General features: G+C 62.8%; 15 protein-coding genes. 2 read left to right on the top strand and 13 right to left on the bottom strand.

Translation table 11 applies throughout. The features are described 5' to 3' along the window. Positions 1-120: 120 nt before the first annotated feature. On the top strand, positions 121-1,014 hold the full coding sequence (locus LPJGGPFB_RS16860; protein ID WP_173421126.1) for a LysR family transcriptional regulator: 894 nt from the start codon (positions 121-123) through the stop codon (positions 1,012-1,014). Between the two features lie 39 nt (positions 1,015-1,053). On the opposite strand, the gene LPJGGPFB_RS16855 is transcribed toward LPJGGPFB_RS16860, so the two are convergent. From LPJGGPFB_RS16855 to LPJGGPFB_RS16820, 8 genes are all read right to left on the bottom strand, one after another. Continuing rightward, positions 1,054-2,010, bottom strand: a complete 957-nt coding sequence (locus LPJGGPFB_RS16855; protein ID WP_345791040.1) for a DUF817 domain-containing protein — start codon at positions 2,008-2,010, stop codon at positions 1,054-1,056. A gap of 93 nt (positions 2,011-2,103) precedes the next feature. After that, positions 2,104-3,384 (bottom strand): TRAP transporter large permease, encoded by a 1,281-nt coding sequence (locus LPJGGPFB_RS16850; protein ID WP_173421124.1) that lies wholly within the window; start codon positions 3,382-3,384, stop codon positions 2,104-2,106. Beyond that, positions 3,384-3,905, bottom strand: a complete 522-nt coding sequence (locus LPJGGPFB_RS16845) for a TRAP transporter small permease (RefSeq protein WP_173421123.1) — start codon at positions 3,903-3,905, stop codon at positions 3,384-3,386. Before LPJGGPFB_RS16845 ends, LPJGGPFB_RS16850 begins: the two co-directional genes overlap by 1 nt. Positions 3,906-3,980: 75 nt before the next feature. Next, positions 3,981-4,955: a TRAP transporter substrate-binding protein gene (locus LPJGGPFB_RS16840; RefSeq protein WP_173421122.1), complete on the bottom strand. Its 975-nt coding sequence runs from the start codon at positions 4,953-4,955 to the stop codon at positions 3,981-3,983. A 60-nt stretch (positions 4,956-5,015) separates the two neighbouring features. Continuing rightward, positions 5,016-5,897 (bottom strand): amidohydrolase family protein, encoded by an 882-nt coding sequence (locus tag LPJGGPFB_RS16835; RefSeq protein WP_173421121.1) that lies wholly within the window; start codon positions 5,895-5,897, stop codon positions 5,016-5,018. 1 nt (position 5,898) lies between these two features. Next, a complete protein-coding gene (locus LPJGGPFB_RS16830; RefSeq protein ID WP_173421120.1) occupies positions 5,899-7,035 on the bottom strand; it encodes a mandelate racemase/muconate lactonizing enzyme family protein in 1,137 nt (378 codons plus the stop codon). A gap of 1 nt (position 7,036) precedes the next feature. Further along, entirely contained in the window at positions 7,037-7,942 is a 906-nt protein-coding gene (kdgD, locus tag LPJGGPFB_RS16825) for a 5-dehydro-4-deoxyglucarate dehydratase (protein ID WP_173421119.1), read from the bottom strand. Between the two features lie 68 nt (positions 7,943-8,010). Then, a complete protein-coding gene (locus tag LPJGGPFB_RS16820; protein ID WP_173421118.1) occupies positions 8,011-8,763 on the bottom strand; it encodes a FadR/GntR family transcriptional regulator in 753 nt (250 codons plus the stop codon). A 191-nt stretch (positions 8,764-8,954) separates the two neighbouring features. On the opposite strand from LPJGGPFB_RS16820, the gene LPJGGPFB_RS16815 reads away from it, so the two are divergent. Continuing rightward, on the top strand, positions 8,955-9,752 hold the full coding sequence (locus LPJGGPFB_RS16815) for an NAD-dependent epimerase/dehydratase family protein (protein ID WP_173421117.1): 798 nt from the start codon (positions 8,955-8,957) through the stop codon (positions 9,750-9,752). Positions 9,753-9,918: 166 nt separating this feature from the next. Here LPJGGPFB_RS16815 and LPJGGPFB_RS33465 read toward each other — a convergent pair whose 3' ends face one another. The 5 genes from LPJGGPFB_RS33465 to ytfR all read right to left on the bottom strand — a co-directional run bounded on the left by LPJGGPFB_RS33465 (position 9,919) and on the right by ytfR (position 15,600). Then, a complete protein-coding gene (locus tag LPJGGPFB_RS33465) occupies positions 9,919-11,175 on the bottom strand; it encodes a diguanylate cyclase (RefSeq protein WP_173421116.1) in 1,257 nt (418 codons plus the stop codon). Between the two features lie 149 nt (positions 11,176-11,324). Further along, positions 11,325-12,071, bottom strand: a complete 747-nt coding sequence (locus tag LPJGGPFB_RS16805; RefSeq protein ID WP_173421115.1) for a FadR/GntR family transcriptional regulator — start codon at positions 12,069-12,071, stop codon at positions 11,325-11,327. A 21-nt stretch (positions 12,072-12,092) separates the two neighbouring features. Continuing rightward, positions 12,093-13,061 (bottom strand): galactofuranose ABC transporter, permease protein YjfF, encoded by a 969-nt coding sequence (gene yjfF / locus LPJGGPFB_RS16800; protein ID WP_173421114.1) that lies wholly within the window; start codon positions 13,059-13,061, stop codon positions 12,093-12,095. Further along, complete coding sequence (locus LPJGGPFB_RS16795) at positions 13,058-14,083, bottom strand: ABC transporter permease (protein WP_173421113.1); 1,026 nt, start codon at positions 14,081-14,083, stop codon at positions 13,058-13,060. The genes yjfF and LPJGGPFB_RS16795 overlap by 4 nt, the downstream gene beginning before the upstream one ends. Next, positions 14,080-15,600 carry a galactofuranose ABC transporter, ATP-binding protein YtfR gene (ytfR, locus tag LPJGGPFB_RS16790; RefSeq protein WP_173421112.1) on the bottom strand — a complete coding sequence of 507 codons (1,521 nt, stop codon included), beginning with the start codon at positions 15,598-15,600 and terminating at the stop codon, positions 14,080-14,082. The genes LPJGGPFB_RS16795 and ytfR overlap by 4 nt, the downstream gene beginning before the upstream one ends. Positions 15,601-15,707: the final 107 nt, after the last annotated feature.

Raw genomic sequence — 15,707 nt, 5'->3', positions numbered from 1 at the left:
GCGAGCTCAGCGTCCACGGGCGCTTCGGAATGAACCGCCTTCCTCAACAATCTATGCCCTTCCGGAATTTGGTTGTAGAATGTCATTCTGGTAGATGGATTCTCGTAAACTGGAAGGCAAATGGATCGACTGGATGCAATGACCGTGCTTCTCGGCGTCGTCGAGGGCGGGAGCCTGTCTGCCGCATCGCGGCGGCTTCGCATGCCGTTGGCGACGGTCAGTCGCAAGGTTTCGGAACTGGAAACCCATCTCGGTGCGCAATTGCTCACCCGAACCAATCGCCGGATCCAGCTGACGGAGGCCGGGCGAACCTATGTCGACGCGGCGCGAGAAATCCTCGCGCGTGTCGACGAGGCGGAACGGGTGGCGGCTGGGGAATACACGACGATCAAGGGCGATCTGACGATGACGGCGCCAATCGTCTTCGGACGGCTGCACGTGCTGCCTGTCGTCGTCGATTTCCTCAAGGCCAACCCTGACGTCAACATGCGCCTGTCTTTGGGCGACCGGCTCGTCAATCTCGTCGACGATCACATCGATGTCGCGCTCAGGATCGGCAACCTGCCGGACAGCAACCTGATCGCCACGAAACTCGGCACGATAAGGCGGGTCGTCTACGCGAGCCCAAGCTATTTGGGCCGGAATGGACAGCCGGGTCATCCGAGCGAGCTTGCCGACCACGATTGCATCACGTTCGAAGGCTTGATGTCGAACCGGACCTGGAGCTTTGTCGACGGGAAGGACGAGATCACTGCCCCGATCCGGTCACGCCTCGCGGTCAACACCGCCGAGGCCGCAGTCGACGCTGCCGTTTCCGGGCTCGGCCTGACACGCGTTCTGTCCTATCAGGCGGCACGCGCGGTTGCCGATCGTCTGCTTGTGCCGGTGCTGGAGACGTTCGAACATCCGGCGCTGCCGGTTCAGCTGGTCTACCTGCCGCAGGGTCACGTGCCGATGAAACTGAGAGCCTTCGTCGATTTCGCGGCTCCCCGGCTCAGAGCTGTGCTGAAATGACAACGCCAGAACCACCCCCAACGGATATTTCCCCTGATATCACCGGCTGATCTGCGGTGCCTCGCCGATGATGGCGCCTCGGTCAGCCGTCGCGATGGGCAGGTCACCCGCCTGCCGAAGTTGATGCATCGCTTGCAGCGGGCGCGGTCGGTGGACGAGCGTGACCAGCACGAAGGACAGGATCATCAGCAGATACCACGCACCCAGCTTCTGCAGCGACACCAGCGTCCAGCCGGCGTGTTGCGAGGGATAGATCCAGGCGCGCGACCACGTTCCGATATTCTCGGCAAACCAGATGAACAGGGCAATGAGCAGAAAGCCGATCAGCAGCGGCATGCGATGCCGGAACCGGAAGACGCGGTAGTGCACGGTCGTGCGAAAGAACAGGATCGCGATGATGGCAAACAGCAGATAGCGCAGATCCACGACGAAGTGGTGGGTGAAGAAGTTGGCATAGATGGCGAGAGCCAGGAGCACCGTTGCCCAGCGCGCAGGATAATGGGTGTAGTGCAAATCGAGAATGCGGGTCACGCGAGCAAGGTAGGAGCCGACGGCGGCATACATGAACCCTGAAAACAGCGGCACGCCGCCGATGCGAAAGACGCGGGGTTCCGGATAGATCCAGGAACCGACGGACGTCTTGAAGATCTCCATCAGCGTGCCGACGATATGGAAGATCAGGATGACCTTGGCTTCGGCAATGGTCTCGAGCTTGAAGGCCAGCATGAGAAGCTGGATGCCGAGGGCGGCGAGGAACAGGAAATCGTAGCGGGCAAGGCCGATCTCGTCCGGCCAGAACAGCTTGGTTGCAATCATCAGCGCGAGCAGGGCGCCGCCGAAGAGACATGCGAAAGCCTGTTTGATGCCGAAGACGAGAAATTCCGTCAGACCGCCAGGGATGCCATCGCGTGGAAGCCTGTCGAGCAGCCGGTGCGCGGCCGCATCGATGCGCGCTTCCAGTGATGTGAAACGTCTGTCATCCGATCGCTGCGCCACGCGATTCGCCTCCATCCCGGTGTCGCAGGTGCGATGCCGGGGCAATGCGGTCGAATTGTGGATCGGCCCGAACCTGAACGCTCGGGCCTCTGGCTACCGGAAGAGGCTCGGCAGCCAGAGGGACAGGCCGGGGATGTAGGTGACGAGCATCAGGACGGCGATGCTGGCGCCGAAGAACGGCCAGATGGTGCGCATCGCCTCGCGGATCGAAATGCCGCCAACGGCGCAGCCGACAAAAAGTACGGTGCCGACGGGTGGGGTGTTGAGGCCGATGCCGGCGTTCAAAATCATCACCACGCCGAAATGCACCGGGTCGATGCCGAACGCCTTGACCACCGGCAAAAGCACCGGCGTGCTGATGATGACCAGCGGCGCCATGTCCATGAAGGTACCGAGCAGGAGCAGAATGATATTGATCAGCAACAGCACGATGATGGGATTGTCGGAGATCGCGCTGATGGCGGCGACCATGCCCTGCTGGACCTGCAGGAATGCCATCAGCCAGCCGAAGGAGGCGGCGGTGCCGATCACCAGCAGCACCATCGCGGTGGTGCGCACCGCCTGAAGCACCGCCTCGACGAAGCCTTTCCAATCAAGTTCGCGGTAGACGAGAAGTGCTACGAGCAGGGCATAGAACACCGCGATGCAAGAGCTTTCCGTTGCCGTGAAGATGCCCGAGCGTACGCCGCCGAAGATGATGCCGATCAGCAGCAGCCCCGGCAGCGAGGCGAGCAGATAGAAGCCGAGGCGGCGAAGCCCCGGGAAGGGCTCCGATGGGTATCCCTTCTTGCGCGCCACCACATAGGCCGTGACCATCAGCGCTGCGGCGAGCAGAAGGCCGGGCAGGATGCCGGCGGTGAAGAGATCGGCGACCGAGACATTGCCGCCGGCGGCGATTGAATAGAGGATCATGTTGTGCGAGGGCGGGATCATCAGCGCGATGATCGCCGCATTGACCGTGACATTGACGGCGTAGCTGCGGTCGTAACCGCGCGCCGCCATCTGCGGGATCATCAGCCCACCGACGGCGGATGCGTCGGCCACGGCGGAGCCGGAAATGCCGCCGAACAGCGTCGAGGCGACGATGTTGACCTGGCCGAGGCCGCCGCGCAGGTGGCCGACGATGCCAGCGGCAAATCGGATCAGCCGATCGGCGATGCCGCCGCGCACCATCAGGTCGCCGGCAAAGATGAAGAACGGGATCGCCATCATGGCAAAAACGTTCATGCCGGAATTCATCTGCTGGAAGACGACGATCGGCGGAAGGCCCATGTAGATGACGGTCGCCAGCGACGCGATGCCGAGGCAAAACGCGATCGGCATGCCGATCATCATCAGGATGGTGAAGGTGCCGAAGAGAATGCTGTAGGCCACTATGCCGCCTCCTGAATAACGATATCGGCGACCGGGGCCTCACCGAGCACAACATCGGCGAGCCGCTCTGCCGCAAACAGCGCGATCAGCAGGCCGCCGGCGATCATCGGAAAGAAGTCGACGCCACCCGGCCAGCCGAGCACGGGGATCGTCGCGGCCCAGGTGCCGACGGAAAGCAGGGTCGAATAGAAGCTCATCGAAAGGCCAAAGAGCACGATCAGGGAAAGGCTGACGAGATCCATCAGGCGCTGAACAGCTGGCGATGCCGAGTGGCGGACGAAGTCGAGCCCGAGATGCACGCTCTCGCGCACGCCGACGGCGGCGCCGAGCAGGATGAACCAGGACATCAGATGCAGCGACAGAGGTTCGGACCAACTGGGCGTGTCGTTGAGCACGTAGCGGGCAAAGACCTGCCAGCCGACGATGGCCGTCATGGAGACCAGTCCCACACCCGAGATGTAGAGCGAGAGCCGGCTGAGCCGGGTAAGCGCAGGCCTGACGGCCTGCAAAAAATGCCACATTGCCGTATCCTCCATAGGCTGCAGACGAGAGGAGGGCCCGGCCGATGAAACCGGACACTCCGTTGTGGGGGGGGGCTAGTTGATGGCGCGGATGCGCTCGAGCAGATCCTTCATCTGAGGATCGGTGACGAAGCGGTCGTAGACGGGCTTCATCGCCGCGGAGAACTCTGCCTTGTCGACAGTGACGACATTGGCGCCGGCTGCGCGAACCTTTTCCTCAGAGGCCTTTTCGCGCGCGGTCCAGAGCTCCCGCATCTTGACGACCGATTCCTTCGCCGCTTCCTTCAGAACCTTCTGGTCGTCGGGCGAAAGCTTGTCCCAGCTCAGCTTCGAGATCACCAGGATTTCCGGATTGAGGGAGTGTTCGGTGAGCGTGTAGTTCTTGGCAACCTCGAAATGCCGGGAGGATTCGTAGGACGGCCAGTTGTTCTCGGCCGCATCGACGACGCCTGTCTCAAGCGAGGAATAGACCTCGCCGAAAGGCATCGGCGTGGCATTGGCGCCGAAGGCTTCCATCATGGCGATCCAGAGATCCGACTGCTGGACGCGAACCTTCATGCCCTTGAGATCGGCGAGTTTCTCGATGGGCTTCTTGGTCGAATAGAACGAACGCGCGCCGGAATCGTAGAAGGCAAGTCCGACCAGTCCGTGCGGTTCGAAGGCGGCCAGCACTTCGTCGCCGATCGGGCCGTCGACGGTCTTGTGCATGTGTTCGGTCGAGCGGAACAGGAAGGGAAGTCCGAGCACCACGGTCTGCGGTACCAGGTTGTTGAAAGGTGCTGCGTTGACGCGGTTCATGTCGATGACGCCGAAGCGGGTCTGCTCGATCGTGTCCTTCTCGCTGCCAAGCGCTGCGTTGTTGGTGACGTCGATCTTGATGCGGCCGTTGGTGCGCTTGGCGACCAGCTCGCCCATGTATTTCACCGCATCGACGGTCGGATAACCGTCCGGGTGGATGTCGGCCGAGCGCAGGGTAATTTCCTGCGCCTGCAGGCTGCCGGCGCCAAGGGCAACGCCCAGGGCCAGGCAAAGCGTTTTTGCGATATTCATTGTGTCCTCCTCCTTCTTGAAACGCCGAAGCCTCCTCGCTCCGGACGCATGCGGGTGGCTTCAGGCACCTCCGTCCGTGAATGGCTTCAAGCCAAAGAGCCGTTCAGGATTTTCGACGAGCACGCGATGACGGATCTCGGCGTCGGGCAGCCAGCCCAGGACCGTGTCTGTCAGCGCAGCATCGTCGGGATAGTCGGCATTGGTCTTTGCAAGGTTGTGTGGCCAGTTGCTGCCCCAGACGATGCGCTCCGGCGCATGAGCGGCGATCGCTCGCGAAAGGGCTGCCACATCGGCATAGTCAGGACCGCCGGTCTTTGAGGATTCATAGGCGCCGGCGAACTTGAACCAGCAGTTGCCTCCATCGATCAGCCGCTTGACGGCTGCGACCTCGGGACCATCCGGTGCGGCGCCTGAGAAGAACTTGCCGTGATGATCGAAGACCCAACGGGATTTGAGTTTCTTAAGCCTCGGTTCGTGCTCGAGGATATCGCTGCCGTCGAACTGGACGGCGACCATCCAGTTGCGTGCGGCGGCACGGGCATCCACGGCTTCCAGTTCATCGAGGGCAACGCCGCCGCCGGGCAGGTCCATGATCCTTGCGCCGATGATGCCGGCCGCCGCCCAGGCGTCCAGCTCCCTATCCGAGGTTTCCGCGCCGAAGGCGGCGACCCCTCGGGCGATGTCACCCATCGCATTCAGGCAGGCGATCAGGTTGGCATTGTCACGCTGATGGGCATTGCCCTGGGTGATGATGACCCTGTCGATGCCGAGCCAGCGCATGAATTGTCTGTATTGATCCGCATCGGGCAGGGCGCCGGCGGGAAGCGCGGGTCCGCCGGGAAGGGCGGGAAAACCGGGCAGATACATATGCATCTGCGTATCGACCGTGCCTGGTGGCAGCGGGATCTTGGACGGGCGACCGGAGAGCGTTCTGACCAGCATCTCAATCATCCCTCATCCGGAACTCGGCAAGCGCATCGCGGTCGATCTCGATGCCAAGTCCCGGGCCAGAGGGGATTTTGACCACCCCCTGCTCATGCTCGATCGGGGTTTTGATCACCGCCTGTCTGAACGGGTTTTCGGTGCGATCGAATTCGAGGATCGGCTCGATCGGATTGACGCGAACCGGATTGGGCACCATCGCCGCTATGAATTGCAGGGCGGCGGCAATATGGATTGCCGTGCCCCAGACATGCGGCACGATGCGCACACCGTGAAGTGCTGCCATGTCGGCGACGCGGCGCGCCTCGGTGAAACCGCCGACACCGGCCAGATCGGGTTGGAGGATGTCGACGGCGCGGGTCTCGACCGGCTCGCGCATGCCCCATCGGCTGTGCCAGGTTTCGCCGCCGGCAACCGGTATCGGCTGGCCGGCGCGCACTTCGCGATAGGCGCCCAGCTGTTCCGGCACCACCGGTTCCTCGAACCAGTCGATGTCCAGGTCGGCGGCCTTGCGGCCGAATTCGAGCGCTTCGAGCACGTCGTAACCGTGATTGGCATCGACCATCAGCCGCATGTCCGGCCCGACGGCCTCGCGCACCGCACGCACCACGGCAAGGTCTTCTTGCACGCCGAAGCCGATCTTGATCTTGCTGGCGTGAAAACCCTCCGCGCGATAGCGCGCGACTTCGGCGGCATTGTCCTCGACGCGGTCGACGCCGTCGCGCTTGAAGCTGCCGGTGGCGTAGGCGCTGACGGTTTCGCGGAAGCGACCACCGAGCAGCGTGGAGACCGGCACGCCGAAATGTTTGCCCTTGATATCCCAAAGCGCGATGTCGATGCCTGAAAGGGCAGTCACCGCCAGCCCGCGCTGGCCTTGGTCGCGCAGCGCGTTATAGAGCCGTGCCCAGATTTTTTCGGTTTCGAGCGGATCGGCGCCGATGAGCCAGGGCGTGTAGGCCGCGACCACCGCGGCATTCGGCCGGGTCGGGCCAAGGCACTCGCCCCAGCCCGCGGTGCCGTCGTCGCAGACGATCTCCACCAGTACATGGGCACGCCGGTCGAAGCGCATCGAGGCGCTTTGAAACGGCACCGCCAGGTGGTGCTCCAGGAGATGCGTGCGGACGGCTGCGATCTTCATCCTAGCGTTTCCAGGGTGCGATAAGCGTTGCGAGCATGTCTTCTTCCTGGGCTGTCAGGTCGTCGAGCGGCGGCCGAACCCCACCCGCATCGAAACCCTGCAGCCGGACGCCGGCCTTGATCGCGGCGACGGCGTAGCCCTTGCGGCGGTTGCGAATGGCCATGAAGGGGTAGAAGAAATCGCGCAGGATCTCCTCGCAACGCACGCGGTTGCCGGCGCGCAATGCCTTGTAGAATTCGACGGCGAGCCCGGGCACGAAATTGAAGACCGCCGAGGAATAGGTGGTGAAGCCGGCGCCGAGATAGGCTTCGGCAAACAGCTCGGCCGTCGGCATGCCGCCGAGATAGGTGAGGCGGTCGCCCATCGTCGCGGTAATCTGGCGGATAAGGCCGATATCGCCCGTTCCATCCTTGAAGCCGATGAGGTTGGGGCATTCGTCGCAAAGGCGTTTCAGGGTGTCGACGGTCAGCACCGAATTGTCGCGGTTATAGACCATGACGCCAATGCCGACCGACCGGCAGATTTCTCTCACATGAACGAAGAGCCCCTCCTGCGGCGCGTCGATCATGTAATGCGGCAGAAGCAGGATGCCGTCGGCGCCGGATTTTTCGGCCGCGCGCGCCAGTTCGACGCCGATCTCGGTGCCGAAACCGCATCCCGAAACGATCGCGGTCTTGCCAGCCGCCTCTTTCGCGGCGGAGACGATGCCGGGAATTTCCTTCGGCGAAAGCGAAAAGAATTCGCCGGTCCCGCCGGCGGCAAACAGCACCGGGGCGTCGAAACCGGACAGCCATTCGACATGGCGGCGGTAGCTCTCTGAATGGAATTTTCGCTCGGCATCGAAATGCGTCACGGGGAATGACAACAGGCCGGCGCCAAGCGCGGCCTTGATTTCTTGCGGCGTCATGCTCGATTCCCCTGCCTGCCTCCTCTGGCAAAGTTGTCGTACATGTATGATGGGTTTATGTCAATGAATTATCGTACAGGTGCGCGCTGTTCGCGAAGCAGTGTGCGGTAACGCGCCTGGCTGCCGCGCAGATGACGCCGCATCGCCTCGCGGGCGCCTTCTTCGTCGCCGTTGGATATGGCGAAGACGATGTCGTTATGCTCGTTGTCGAGCATGGCGATGTAGGCGGATTGGTCCTGCTCGCTGTCGTCGTTGCGCAGGGCGCCGCGCGGGATGACGTTGCGCCCGATCATGGCCAGGAATTCGCGGAACCGCGGGTTGTTGGTGGCCTCGGCTATGGCGAGATGCAGGGCGAAGTCGGCCTCGACGCTGGAGATGCCGGCATTCAGGCAGGCGCGCACCGCATAGTGCCGTTCGATGATCACCTCTTCCTGTGCCGGCGAGCGGCGCAGGGCCGCAAGCCCCGCGGCTTCCACCTCGACCGCCGTGCGCAGTTCCAGGAGTTCGATCATCGAGGATACGCGCACCGGATCAACGTCCTGAAGGAAAAGCGGTGCGGCGCCGGCAACGGGCGGCGTGTCGAGGACGAAGACGCCAGCACCCTGGCGCGGCTCGACCAGGCGGTCCGCTCGAAGAGCTGCGATCGCCTCGCGCACGACCGTTCGGCTGACGCCATGGATCTCTGAGAGTTGCGCCTCGCTTGGTAACTTGCTGCCTGGTGGGAATTGCCCCCCGGTTATTGCCCGTCGCAAAGTGTCGCCAAGCCTCGAGGTCAACGTGCCTGTTCCGGTGCCCGGCTCCAGCTTCGTTTGAACACTCATCTCGTCTCCTTCTCGTGGCCATTGGCCGTCACGTCAGCTCTCTTTGCTCCACCCATATGCCAGATTATTCGGCCTATGGCATCACAGGACCGATTTATTGACGCAATTGCACCAACATGTATGATGAGTTGGGCTCAAATGCAATGTATCGATAGCCGGACCGACAGCGCGCCGGCGGCGGAGGATGTGACTTGAAGCGATTGTTGATCACCGGGGCCGCGGGGGCACTGGGCCGTGCCATGCGGCCGCGTATTGCCCATCTGGCCGAGGTCGTGCGCGTCTCGGATATTGCCGATCTCGGCAGCGCGGCGCCACACGAGGAGATCATGACCTGCGATCTCGGCGATGCGGCGGCCGTCGATCGGTTGGTCGAGGGTTGCGACGCCGTTCTTCATCTGGGCGGCATTTCGGTCGAGGACAAGTTTTCCAAGATCCTCAATGCGAACCTTTTGGGCCTCTACAATCTTTATGAAGCCGCGCGGGCGCATGGCCAGCCGCGCATTCTGTTCGCCAGTTCCAACCATACGGTCGGCTTCTACCGGCAGGACGAGCCCGTGGCGGCGGATGCGCCGATGCGTCCCGATGGCCTCTATGGCGTGTCGAAATGCTTCGGCGAGGCGCTGGCTCGGATGTACTTCGAAAAGTTCGGCCAGGAGACCGCGCTGGTGCGCATCGGCAGCTGCATGGAAAAGCCGACCAACCACCGCATGCTGTCGACCTGGATGTCCTATGACGATTTCGCCGCTCTGATCGCAGCCGTGTTTCGGGCGCCGATGCTCGGCTGCCCGATCGTCTGGGGCATCTCGGACAATGACAGCCGCTGGTGGGACAATAGTCATGCCGCCTATCTCGGCTGGCGGCCGCGCGACAATGCCGAACGTTTTCGTGCCGAACTGGAATTGTCTCCCGGCCGGCCGGAGCCATCGTCTCCACTTGCCGTCTATCAGGGCGGAATGTTCACACGAGACCCGATCTTTACCGAGGAGTAGGCGGCTGGGCACGGCGGCCGACCTCCATCGCCCGACCATGGCGCGCTGCAGGCTGCCCGAGTCCCGGCAGATTGATATCGTGTCGCAACTTTTCTGCCAAAGGGGTCGAGAAGAAAACCGGCCCTTCGATCACGTCGACGCAACGATTGAGGCAGGTGCGATGCACCTAGGCGCAGTGCGCCATCGAACCTCTCTCGGTCCTCCCCGGGGAAGGCGCCGGCTCGGCCGGTTGGGCCGCCAGCCCCGATGCAAACCGCGCAGCACCGTCCTTGCCGGTGACCCAGACGGAGTTTCTCCCGGCAGCCTTTGCCGCATAGAGTGCGCGGTCGGCGGACGACAGAAGCTCGCTCGCTTCCTGCTCGTTGCCGACAAAGGCGACGCCGATACTGACCGTTGCCGAAAGCGTGGTGTTTCCTGCCCTGACGAGCGCGTGCTCGAAGGCAACGCGGATATCTTCGGCGATCACTGCGGCCTGCGACCGGTCGACCCCGGGGAAGCAGGCAGAAAACTCTTCACCGCCCATGCGCGCGAGGAAGGCCCGGCCGCCTACGGCTAGCGAGATGACGGCGGCACATTCGATGAGCACCTTGTCGCCGACCGCGTGGCCATAGCGATCGTTGACGGCCTTGAAGTGGTCGATGTCCATGTACATCAACGCGCCTTCAGCGGGCTTTGTCGCAAGGTAGGTCTCGAGTTTTGCCATGAAGGCGCGCCGGTTCTGCACGCCGGTCAGGGCATCGGTTTCCGACGCCAGCTTGTACCTGTACTGCGTCCGCTCCTTGATCAGTGCGAAAAACGAGAAGCCGCCCGCCAGGCTATGAATGAACAACTCGAACGTTAGGAGCTGGTACCACAGCGGCTGCTCGGCGCCCGACGCCGTGTTGCCGAAAAGCGGCCAGACGAAGATGAGCGGGATGCGCACCAGATAAAACAGCCCATGCGTCGCGAAGAGAAACGCAACGATGTAGGAACTTGGAAGCTTCCGGAAATTGTCGGAACGAAAGATCTCGACCGCGATCATGGCCGAATAGACGAAGATCAGCGCCGAAAACAGCACGATCCTGCTGGTAACGTCATTCTGGACGTAGTCGGAAAAGCCGGTAACCAGCAGCCACAGTGCCGGTCCGGCCAAGGCGGATGCGATCTTCAGTGGCTGATTGTCGAAAGCACGCAAGCCGAGCCAGATCATCGCGATCCCCAGCACCGCAAGAGCATTGCCCAGCGAAACGGCGACGAAGGAATAGTCGGGGCCTCTGAGAGCCAGCAGGGTAAACCCCAGAGCCGCGACCAGAAACGCACAGGACCACAGCCGCAGTTCAAGGCTGTTGCGCTCCTGACGCGAAGCGAGCGCGAAGAACACAGCAAAGACCACAAGCGTGGCGAAAGAGCTCAGCATGATCGTCGGGGTATGTAGTGCTTCCACCGTCAACTCCTGGATTCCGCGGCACGTTATGCGCCGGAATCTTAAAAGTTTTGCAAAGGGCAGTTGCAAGGATTAGCGGGGGGGGTACGAGTGCGGACACAGTGTTTTCGTCCGGGTTCGGACACCGGTCGCGTGCGACGCGCGGCCTGTTACGACGGCCTGTGCCCTTGCACCGTCAGGTCTGACATCAGTCGCTGCTGGCCCGCCCGGATGACGTCTTCCATCGCCTGCCGGGCGCCCTCGGCGTCACCGCGGCGAATTTCTTCGACAATGCGGATGTGGGTCACGGCGACACGGTCGATTTCGTTACGGTTGGCATTCGGGTTGGTAAGCTTGAATACGCCGATCAGCGCCGCCTCGATCAAATTGCCGACCGTCCGCATGAACGGATTGAGCGATGCATCGAGAAGATGCAGGTGGAACTCCAGGTCAGCATGGGCGAGTGTCTCTGCGCTGTGGTCGTCGTTGCCCATGGCAACGGCAAGCCGCATCATCTGGGCAATGTCGGCGTCGGAGGCGCGCTCGGCCGCAAGCGCTGCCGCCGACGGTTCGAGCGCCAGCCGGATTTCGCTCAGGTGATTGAGGAACGTCTCGTCGACACCGACGCTGAAATGCCAGGAAAGCACGTCGCTGTCGAACAGGTTCCAATGCGCCTGCGGCATCACGCGCGTGCCGATGCGCGCACGGGGGAACACGAGGCCTTTGGCTGCGAGCGTCTTCATAGCCTCGCGAAGCACTGTGCGCGACACCTTGAAGCGTGCCGCCAGCTCGACATCCCCCGGCAGAATATCGCCGGCTGCGAACTCGCCGCCGATCACCGCGCGCCCGAGTTCGTCGACCACATGGCCGTGGCTCGAGCGTTTCACGGGTTGTCTTGCGAAGCGTCCTGGCGACATGACGTGCAACGGGGTCCTTTCCTAGGCGTGCCGCTGTTCGCGGCGGGACACGTAGACGATGCCCTTCTGCATCAGGATGAAGACGAACAGCAGCAGGCCGATCAGGATCTTAGTCCACCAGCTGGAGAGGGAGCCGTCAAAGGTGATGTAGGTCTGGATCAGGCCCTGGATGAGAATGCCGATGAAGGTGCCCGCGACGAAACCGGAACCGCCGGTCAGAAGCGTTCCACCGATGACCACCGCGGTGATTGCGTCGAGCTCGACGCCAACAGCCGCAAGCGAATATCCCGCCGACGTGTAGAGCGAGAAGACGATGCCGGAGAGACCGGCGAGCAGGCCCGACAACGCGTAGATCAGGATGGTGGTGCGCCCGACCGGGACGCCCATCAGCTTGGCGGTGGCTGTGCCGCCGCCAAGCGCATAGACGTCGGTGCCGAACCGGGTGCGATGGGCAATGAGGATGCCGATGGCGAAGACCAGCAGCATCAACCCGCCGATGAGCGTTATCCTGCCGCCGCCGGGAAGCTTGTAGTAGAGCGCTTTCATCGTGCCGTAGAACGGGTGCTTGATGGCGATGCTGTCGATCGACAGCACGAAGGCCATGCCCCGCGCCAGAAACATGCCGGCGAGCGTGACGATGAAGGCGGGCATCTCCAGGTAGTGAATGATGGCACCCATCACCGCACCGAAAAGCGTCGTAATCAAGAGCACCAAGGCGAAAGCCGCCAGTGGATGGATAGCGGTATTGTCCAGCACAACAGCCAGAAACACCCCGGTGAAGGCGATGACCGAGCCGATCGACAGGTCGATGCCGCCGGACAGGATAACAAAGGTCATGCCGACGGCGGCGATGCCGAGAAAGGCATTGTCGGTCAGAAGGTTGCCGATCACCCGCGTCGACAGGATGTTGGGGTATTGCGCGGCGCAAAGTGCGTAGCTCAGCACGAAAATGACGATGGTTGCGGTCAGCGGCAGGTATTTCGGTTTCATCGCGCTTGCCGCTCCGTCGGTTTTCTGCTGGCGCGCAGGAGCGCTACAAAGGTGAAGGCGTTGCGAACCGGCGGCGACTGCAGCACGAGAATGAAGACGATGATCGCCGCCTTGATGATCAGGTTGAATTCCGGCGGGAAGCCGGAAAGCAGGATGCCGGTGTTGATCGACTGAATGATGATTGCACCGAGCACGGAGGCTGCGATGCTGAAGCGACCGCCGAGAAGCGAGGTGCCGCCGATGACCACGGCCAGGATCGCGTCGAGTTCGAGCCAGAGCCCGGCATTGTTGGCGTCGGCGCCCTTGATGTCGGCGGCAGCGATGATGCCGGCAATCGCGGCACAAAGGCCTGACAACATATAGGCAGCGATCAGCAGCACCGGGGTCAGCACGCCGGAGAGCGTGCTTGCCTGGCGGTTGATGCCGATCGCCTCGATCAGCATGCCAAGTGCCGTCTTGCGCACGATCAGCGCGACCAGAATGCCGAAGACCAGCCAGATGATCACGGGCAGGGGCAGCCATGCGAAGGAGCCGCTGCCAAGGAAGATCAGCCCCGGATCGTTGAAGGTGAGGATGGCGCCTTCGGTGACGAGCTGGGCGATGCCGCGCCCGGCGACCATCAGCACAAGCGTCGCGATGATCGGCTGGATATCAAGTATCGCGACGAGGACGCCGTTCCATAGGCCGCAGAGGATGCCGGTGCCAAGGGTGATCACGAGCGTCATCGCCAGCGAGTGGCCTGACGTGATCGACGAGGCGGCCACCGCTCCGCAGATCGCCATCACGGCGCCGACGGAAAGATCGATGCCTTTGGTGGCGATGACGACGGTCATGCCGATCGCGAGCAGCACCACGGGTGCGCCGCGGTTGAGGATGTCGATGAGGCTGCCATAAAGGCGGCCGTTCTGAATTTCGAGGCGGAAGAAGCCTGGGAACACGAACGATACCATCAGGAGGATGGCCGCCAGCGCTATGATCTGCGGCAGAAGCCGGAGCGCATAGCTCTTGAGTATTGCTGTCATGCCGCTCCCCGTTCATTCGCCGATGCGATGGCTTCGATGATCTGGTCCGCGGTGATCCTGTTGCCTTCGAGCGCGGCAACGTGCTGGCGGTCGCGAAGCACGACGATGCGCGTCGAATAGGCGACGAGTTCCTCGATCTCCGACGATATGACCAGCAGCGACATGCCTTTCTCGCGCAGGCCCTCGATCAGTCGGACGATCTCGGCATGCGCGCCGACATCGATGCCGCGCGTCGGCTCGTCGAGGATCAGGAATTCGGGCTCGGTCGCCAGCCAGCGGGCGAGAATGGCCTTCTGCTGGTTGCCGCCGGACAGGAGCCGGATCGGCTTTTCGCGATCGGCCGTGCGGATGTCGAGCGCGCGGATGTAGTGGTCGGCGAGGCGGTTCTGTTCGGTGCGCGAGATCGGTCGGGTCCATCCGCGCCGCGCCTGCAACGCCAGCACGATGTTTTCACGCACCGAGAGGTCGCCGACGATGCCGGCGGTCTTGCGATCTTCTGGGCAGAAGCCGAACCGGTGCGCGATCGCCCGGCGCGGCGACGATAGCTGGACGGGTTTGCCGTCCACCTCCGCCGTGCCGCTGTCGGCGCGGTGCGCGCCGAAGAGGATCTCGGCGGTCTCCGTGCGACCGGAGCCGAGAAGCCCGGCAATGCCGACGACTTCGCCCGCCTTTACGTCGAGGTCGAAGGGGGAGATGTGGCCCTTGCGGCCGTAATCCTTGAAGCGATAGCGCACCGGTCCAGTGACATCGGGCTCTTCGCGCGCTGCGCGGATCTCCGCTGCAAGCTCGCGGCCGATCATCATCGAGATCAGGTCGCGCCGCTCGAGTGTGGCCGTGTCGCGGGTGCCGACCAGCTGGCCGTTGCGCAGCACGGTGATGCGATCGGAGATTTCGTAGACCTGCTCGAGGAAATGGGTGATGAAGACGATGCCGAGCCCGCGGGCCTTCAGCCGGCGGATGATGCGAAACAGCATCTCGACCTCGTGGGCGTCGAGACTTGCCGTCGGCTCGTCCAGGATCAGCACCTTGCCGGAGAGATCGACGGCACGGGCGATCGCCACGACCTGCTGAATGGCGACGGAATAGCTGTCGAGCGCACGGGTGACGTCGAGATCGAGCTCGTAGTTTTCAAGCAGCGCGCGCGCCTGGCGGTTCATGGCGCCGACATCGACGAGCCCCAGCCGGCGCGGTTGCCGGCCGAGAAAGAGGTTCTCCGCGACCGTCAGATTGGGCAGCAGGTTGACTTCCTGATAGACGGTACCGATGCCGAGCTTCTGCGCATTGAACGTGTCGCGCGGATCCACCTCGACACCCTCGAGCAGGATCGTCCCGCCATCGCGCCGATAGGCGCCGGTGAGACATTTGACAAGCGTCGACTTGCCGGCGCCGTTCTCGCCGAGAAGCGCATGAACCTCGCCACGACGCAAATGAAAGTCGACCTTGTCCAGCGCCTTTGCGCCGGGGAAAACCTTGTCGATCCGCGTCGCGGAAAGCAGGCTGTCGCCAATGGTCTGCATGATCCCTCCCTGAGTGGAACGCGGAGCGCCCGAATGGGCGCGCCGCATCGCTTCAGCGTGCCGAAGCACCGGTCCTGCTTCGCATCGATCCTCGTACTCGAGCAAAG

This window comes from Ensifer adhaerens (assembly GCF_013283195.1).
GTDB classification, from domain to species: domain Bacteria; phylum Pseudomonadota; class Alphaproteobacteria; order Rhizobiales; family Rhizobiaceae; genus Ensifer; species Ensifer adhaerens_G.
The sequence above is the reverse complement of the archived record's forward strand: the minus strand, read 5'-3'. Positions and strand labels throughout refer to the sequence as shown.

Bases quoted from the DNA above. Each gene is read 5' to 3' on its own strand.
- LPJGGPFB_RS16820 (WP_173421118.1), bottom strand. From the start codon at position 8,763: ATGAGTGTTCAAACGAAGCTGGAGCCGGGCACCGGAACAGGCACGTTG.
- LPJGGPFB_RS16860 (WP_173421126.1), top strand. From the start codon at position 121: ATGGATCGACTGGATGCAATGACCGTGCTTCTCGGCGTCGTCGAGGGC.
- LPJGGPFB_RS16835 (WP_173421121.1), bottom strand. From the start codon at position 5,897: ATGCTGGTCAGAACGCTCTCCGGTCGCCCGTCCAAGATCCCGCTGCCA.
- kdgD (WP_173421119.1), bottom strand. From the start codon at position 7,942: ATGACGCCGCAAGAAATCAAGGCCGCGCTTGGCGCCGGCCTGTTGTCA.
- ytfR (WP_173421112.1), bottom strand. From the start codon at position 15,600: ATGCAGACCATTGGCGACAGCCTGCTTTCCGCGACGCGGATCGACAAG.
- LPJGGPFB_RS16830 (WP_173421120.1), bottom strand. From the start codon at position 7,035: ATGAAGATCGCAGCCGTCCGCACGCATCTCCTGGAGCACCACCTGGCG.
- yjfF (WP_173421114.1), bottom strand. From the start codon at position 13,061: ATGAAACCGAAATACCTGCCGCTGACCGCAACCATCGTCATTTTCGTG.
- LPJGGPFB_RS16795 (WP_173421113.1), bottom strand. From the start codon at position 14,083: ATGACAGCAATACTCAAGAGCTATGCGCTCCGGCTTCTGCCGCAGATC.
- LPJGGPFB_RS16805 (WP_173421115.1), bottom strand. From the start codon at position 12,071: ATGTCGCCAGGACGCTTCGCAAGACAACCCGTGAAACGCTCGAGCCAC.
- LPJGGPFB_RS16845 (WP_173421123.1), bottom strand. From the start codon at position 3,905: ATGTGGCATTTTTTGCAGGCCGTCAGGCCTGCGCTTACCCGGCTCAGC.
- LPJGGPFB_RS16840 (WP_173421122.1), bottom strand. From the start codon at position 4,955: ATGAATATCGCAAAAACGCTTTGCCTGGCCCTGGGCGTTGCCCTTGGC.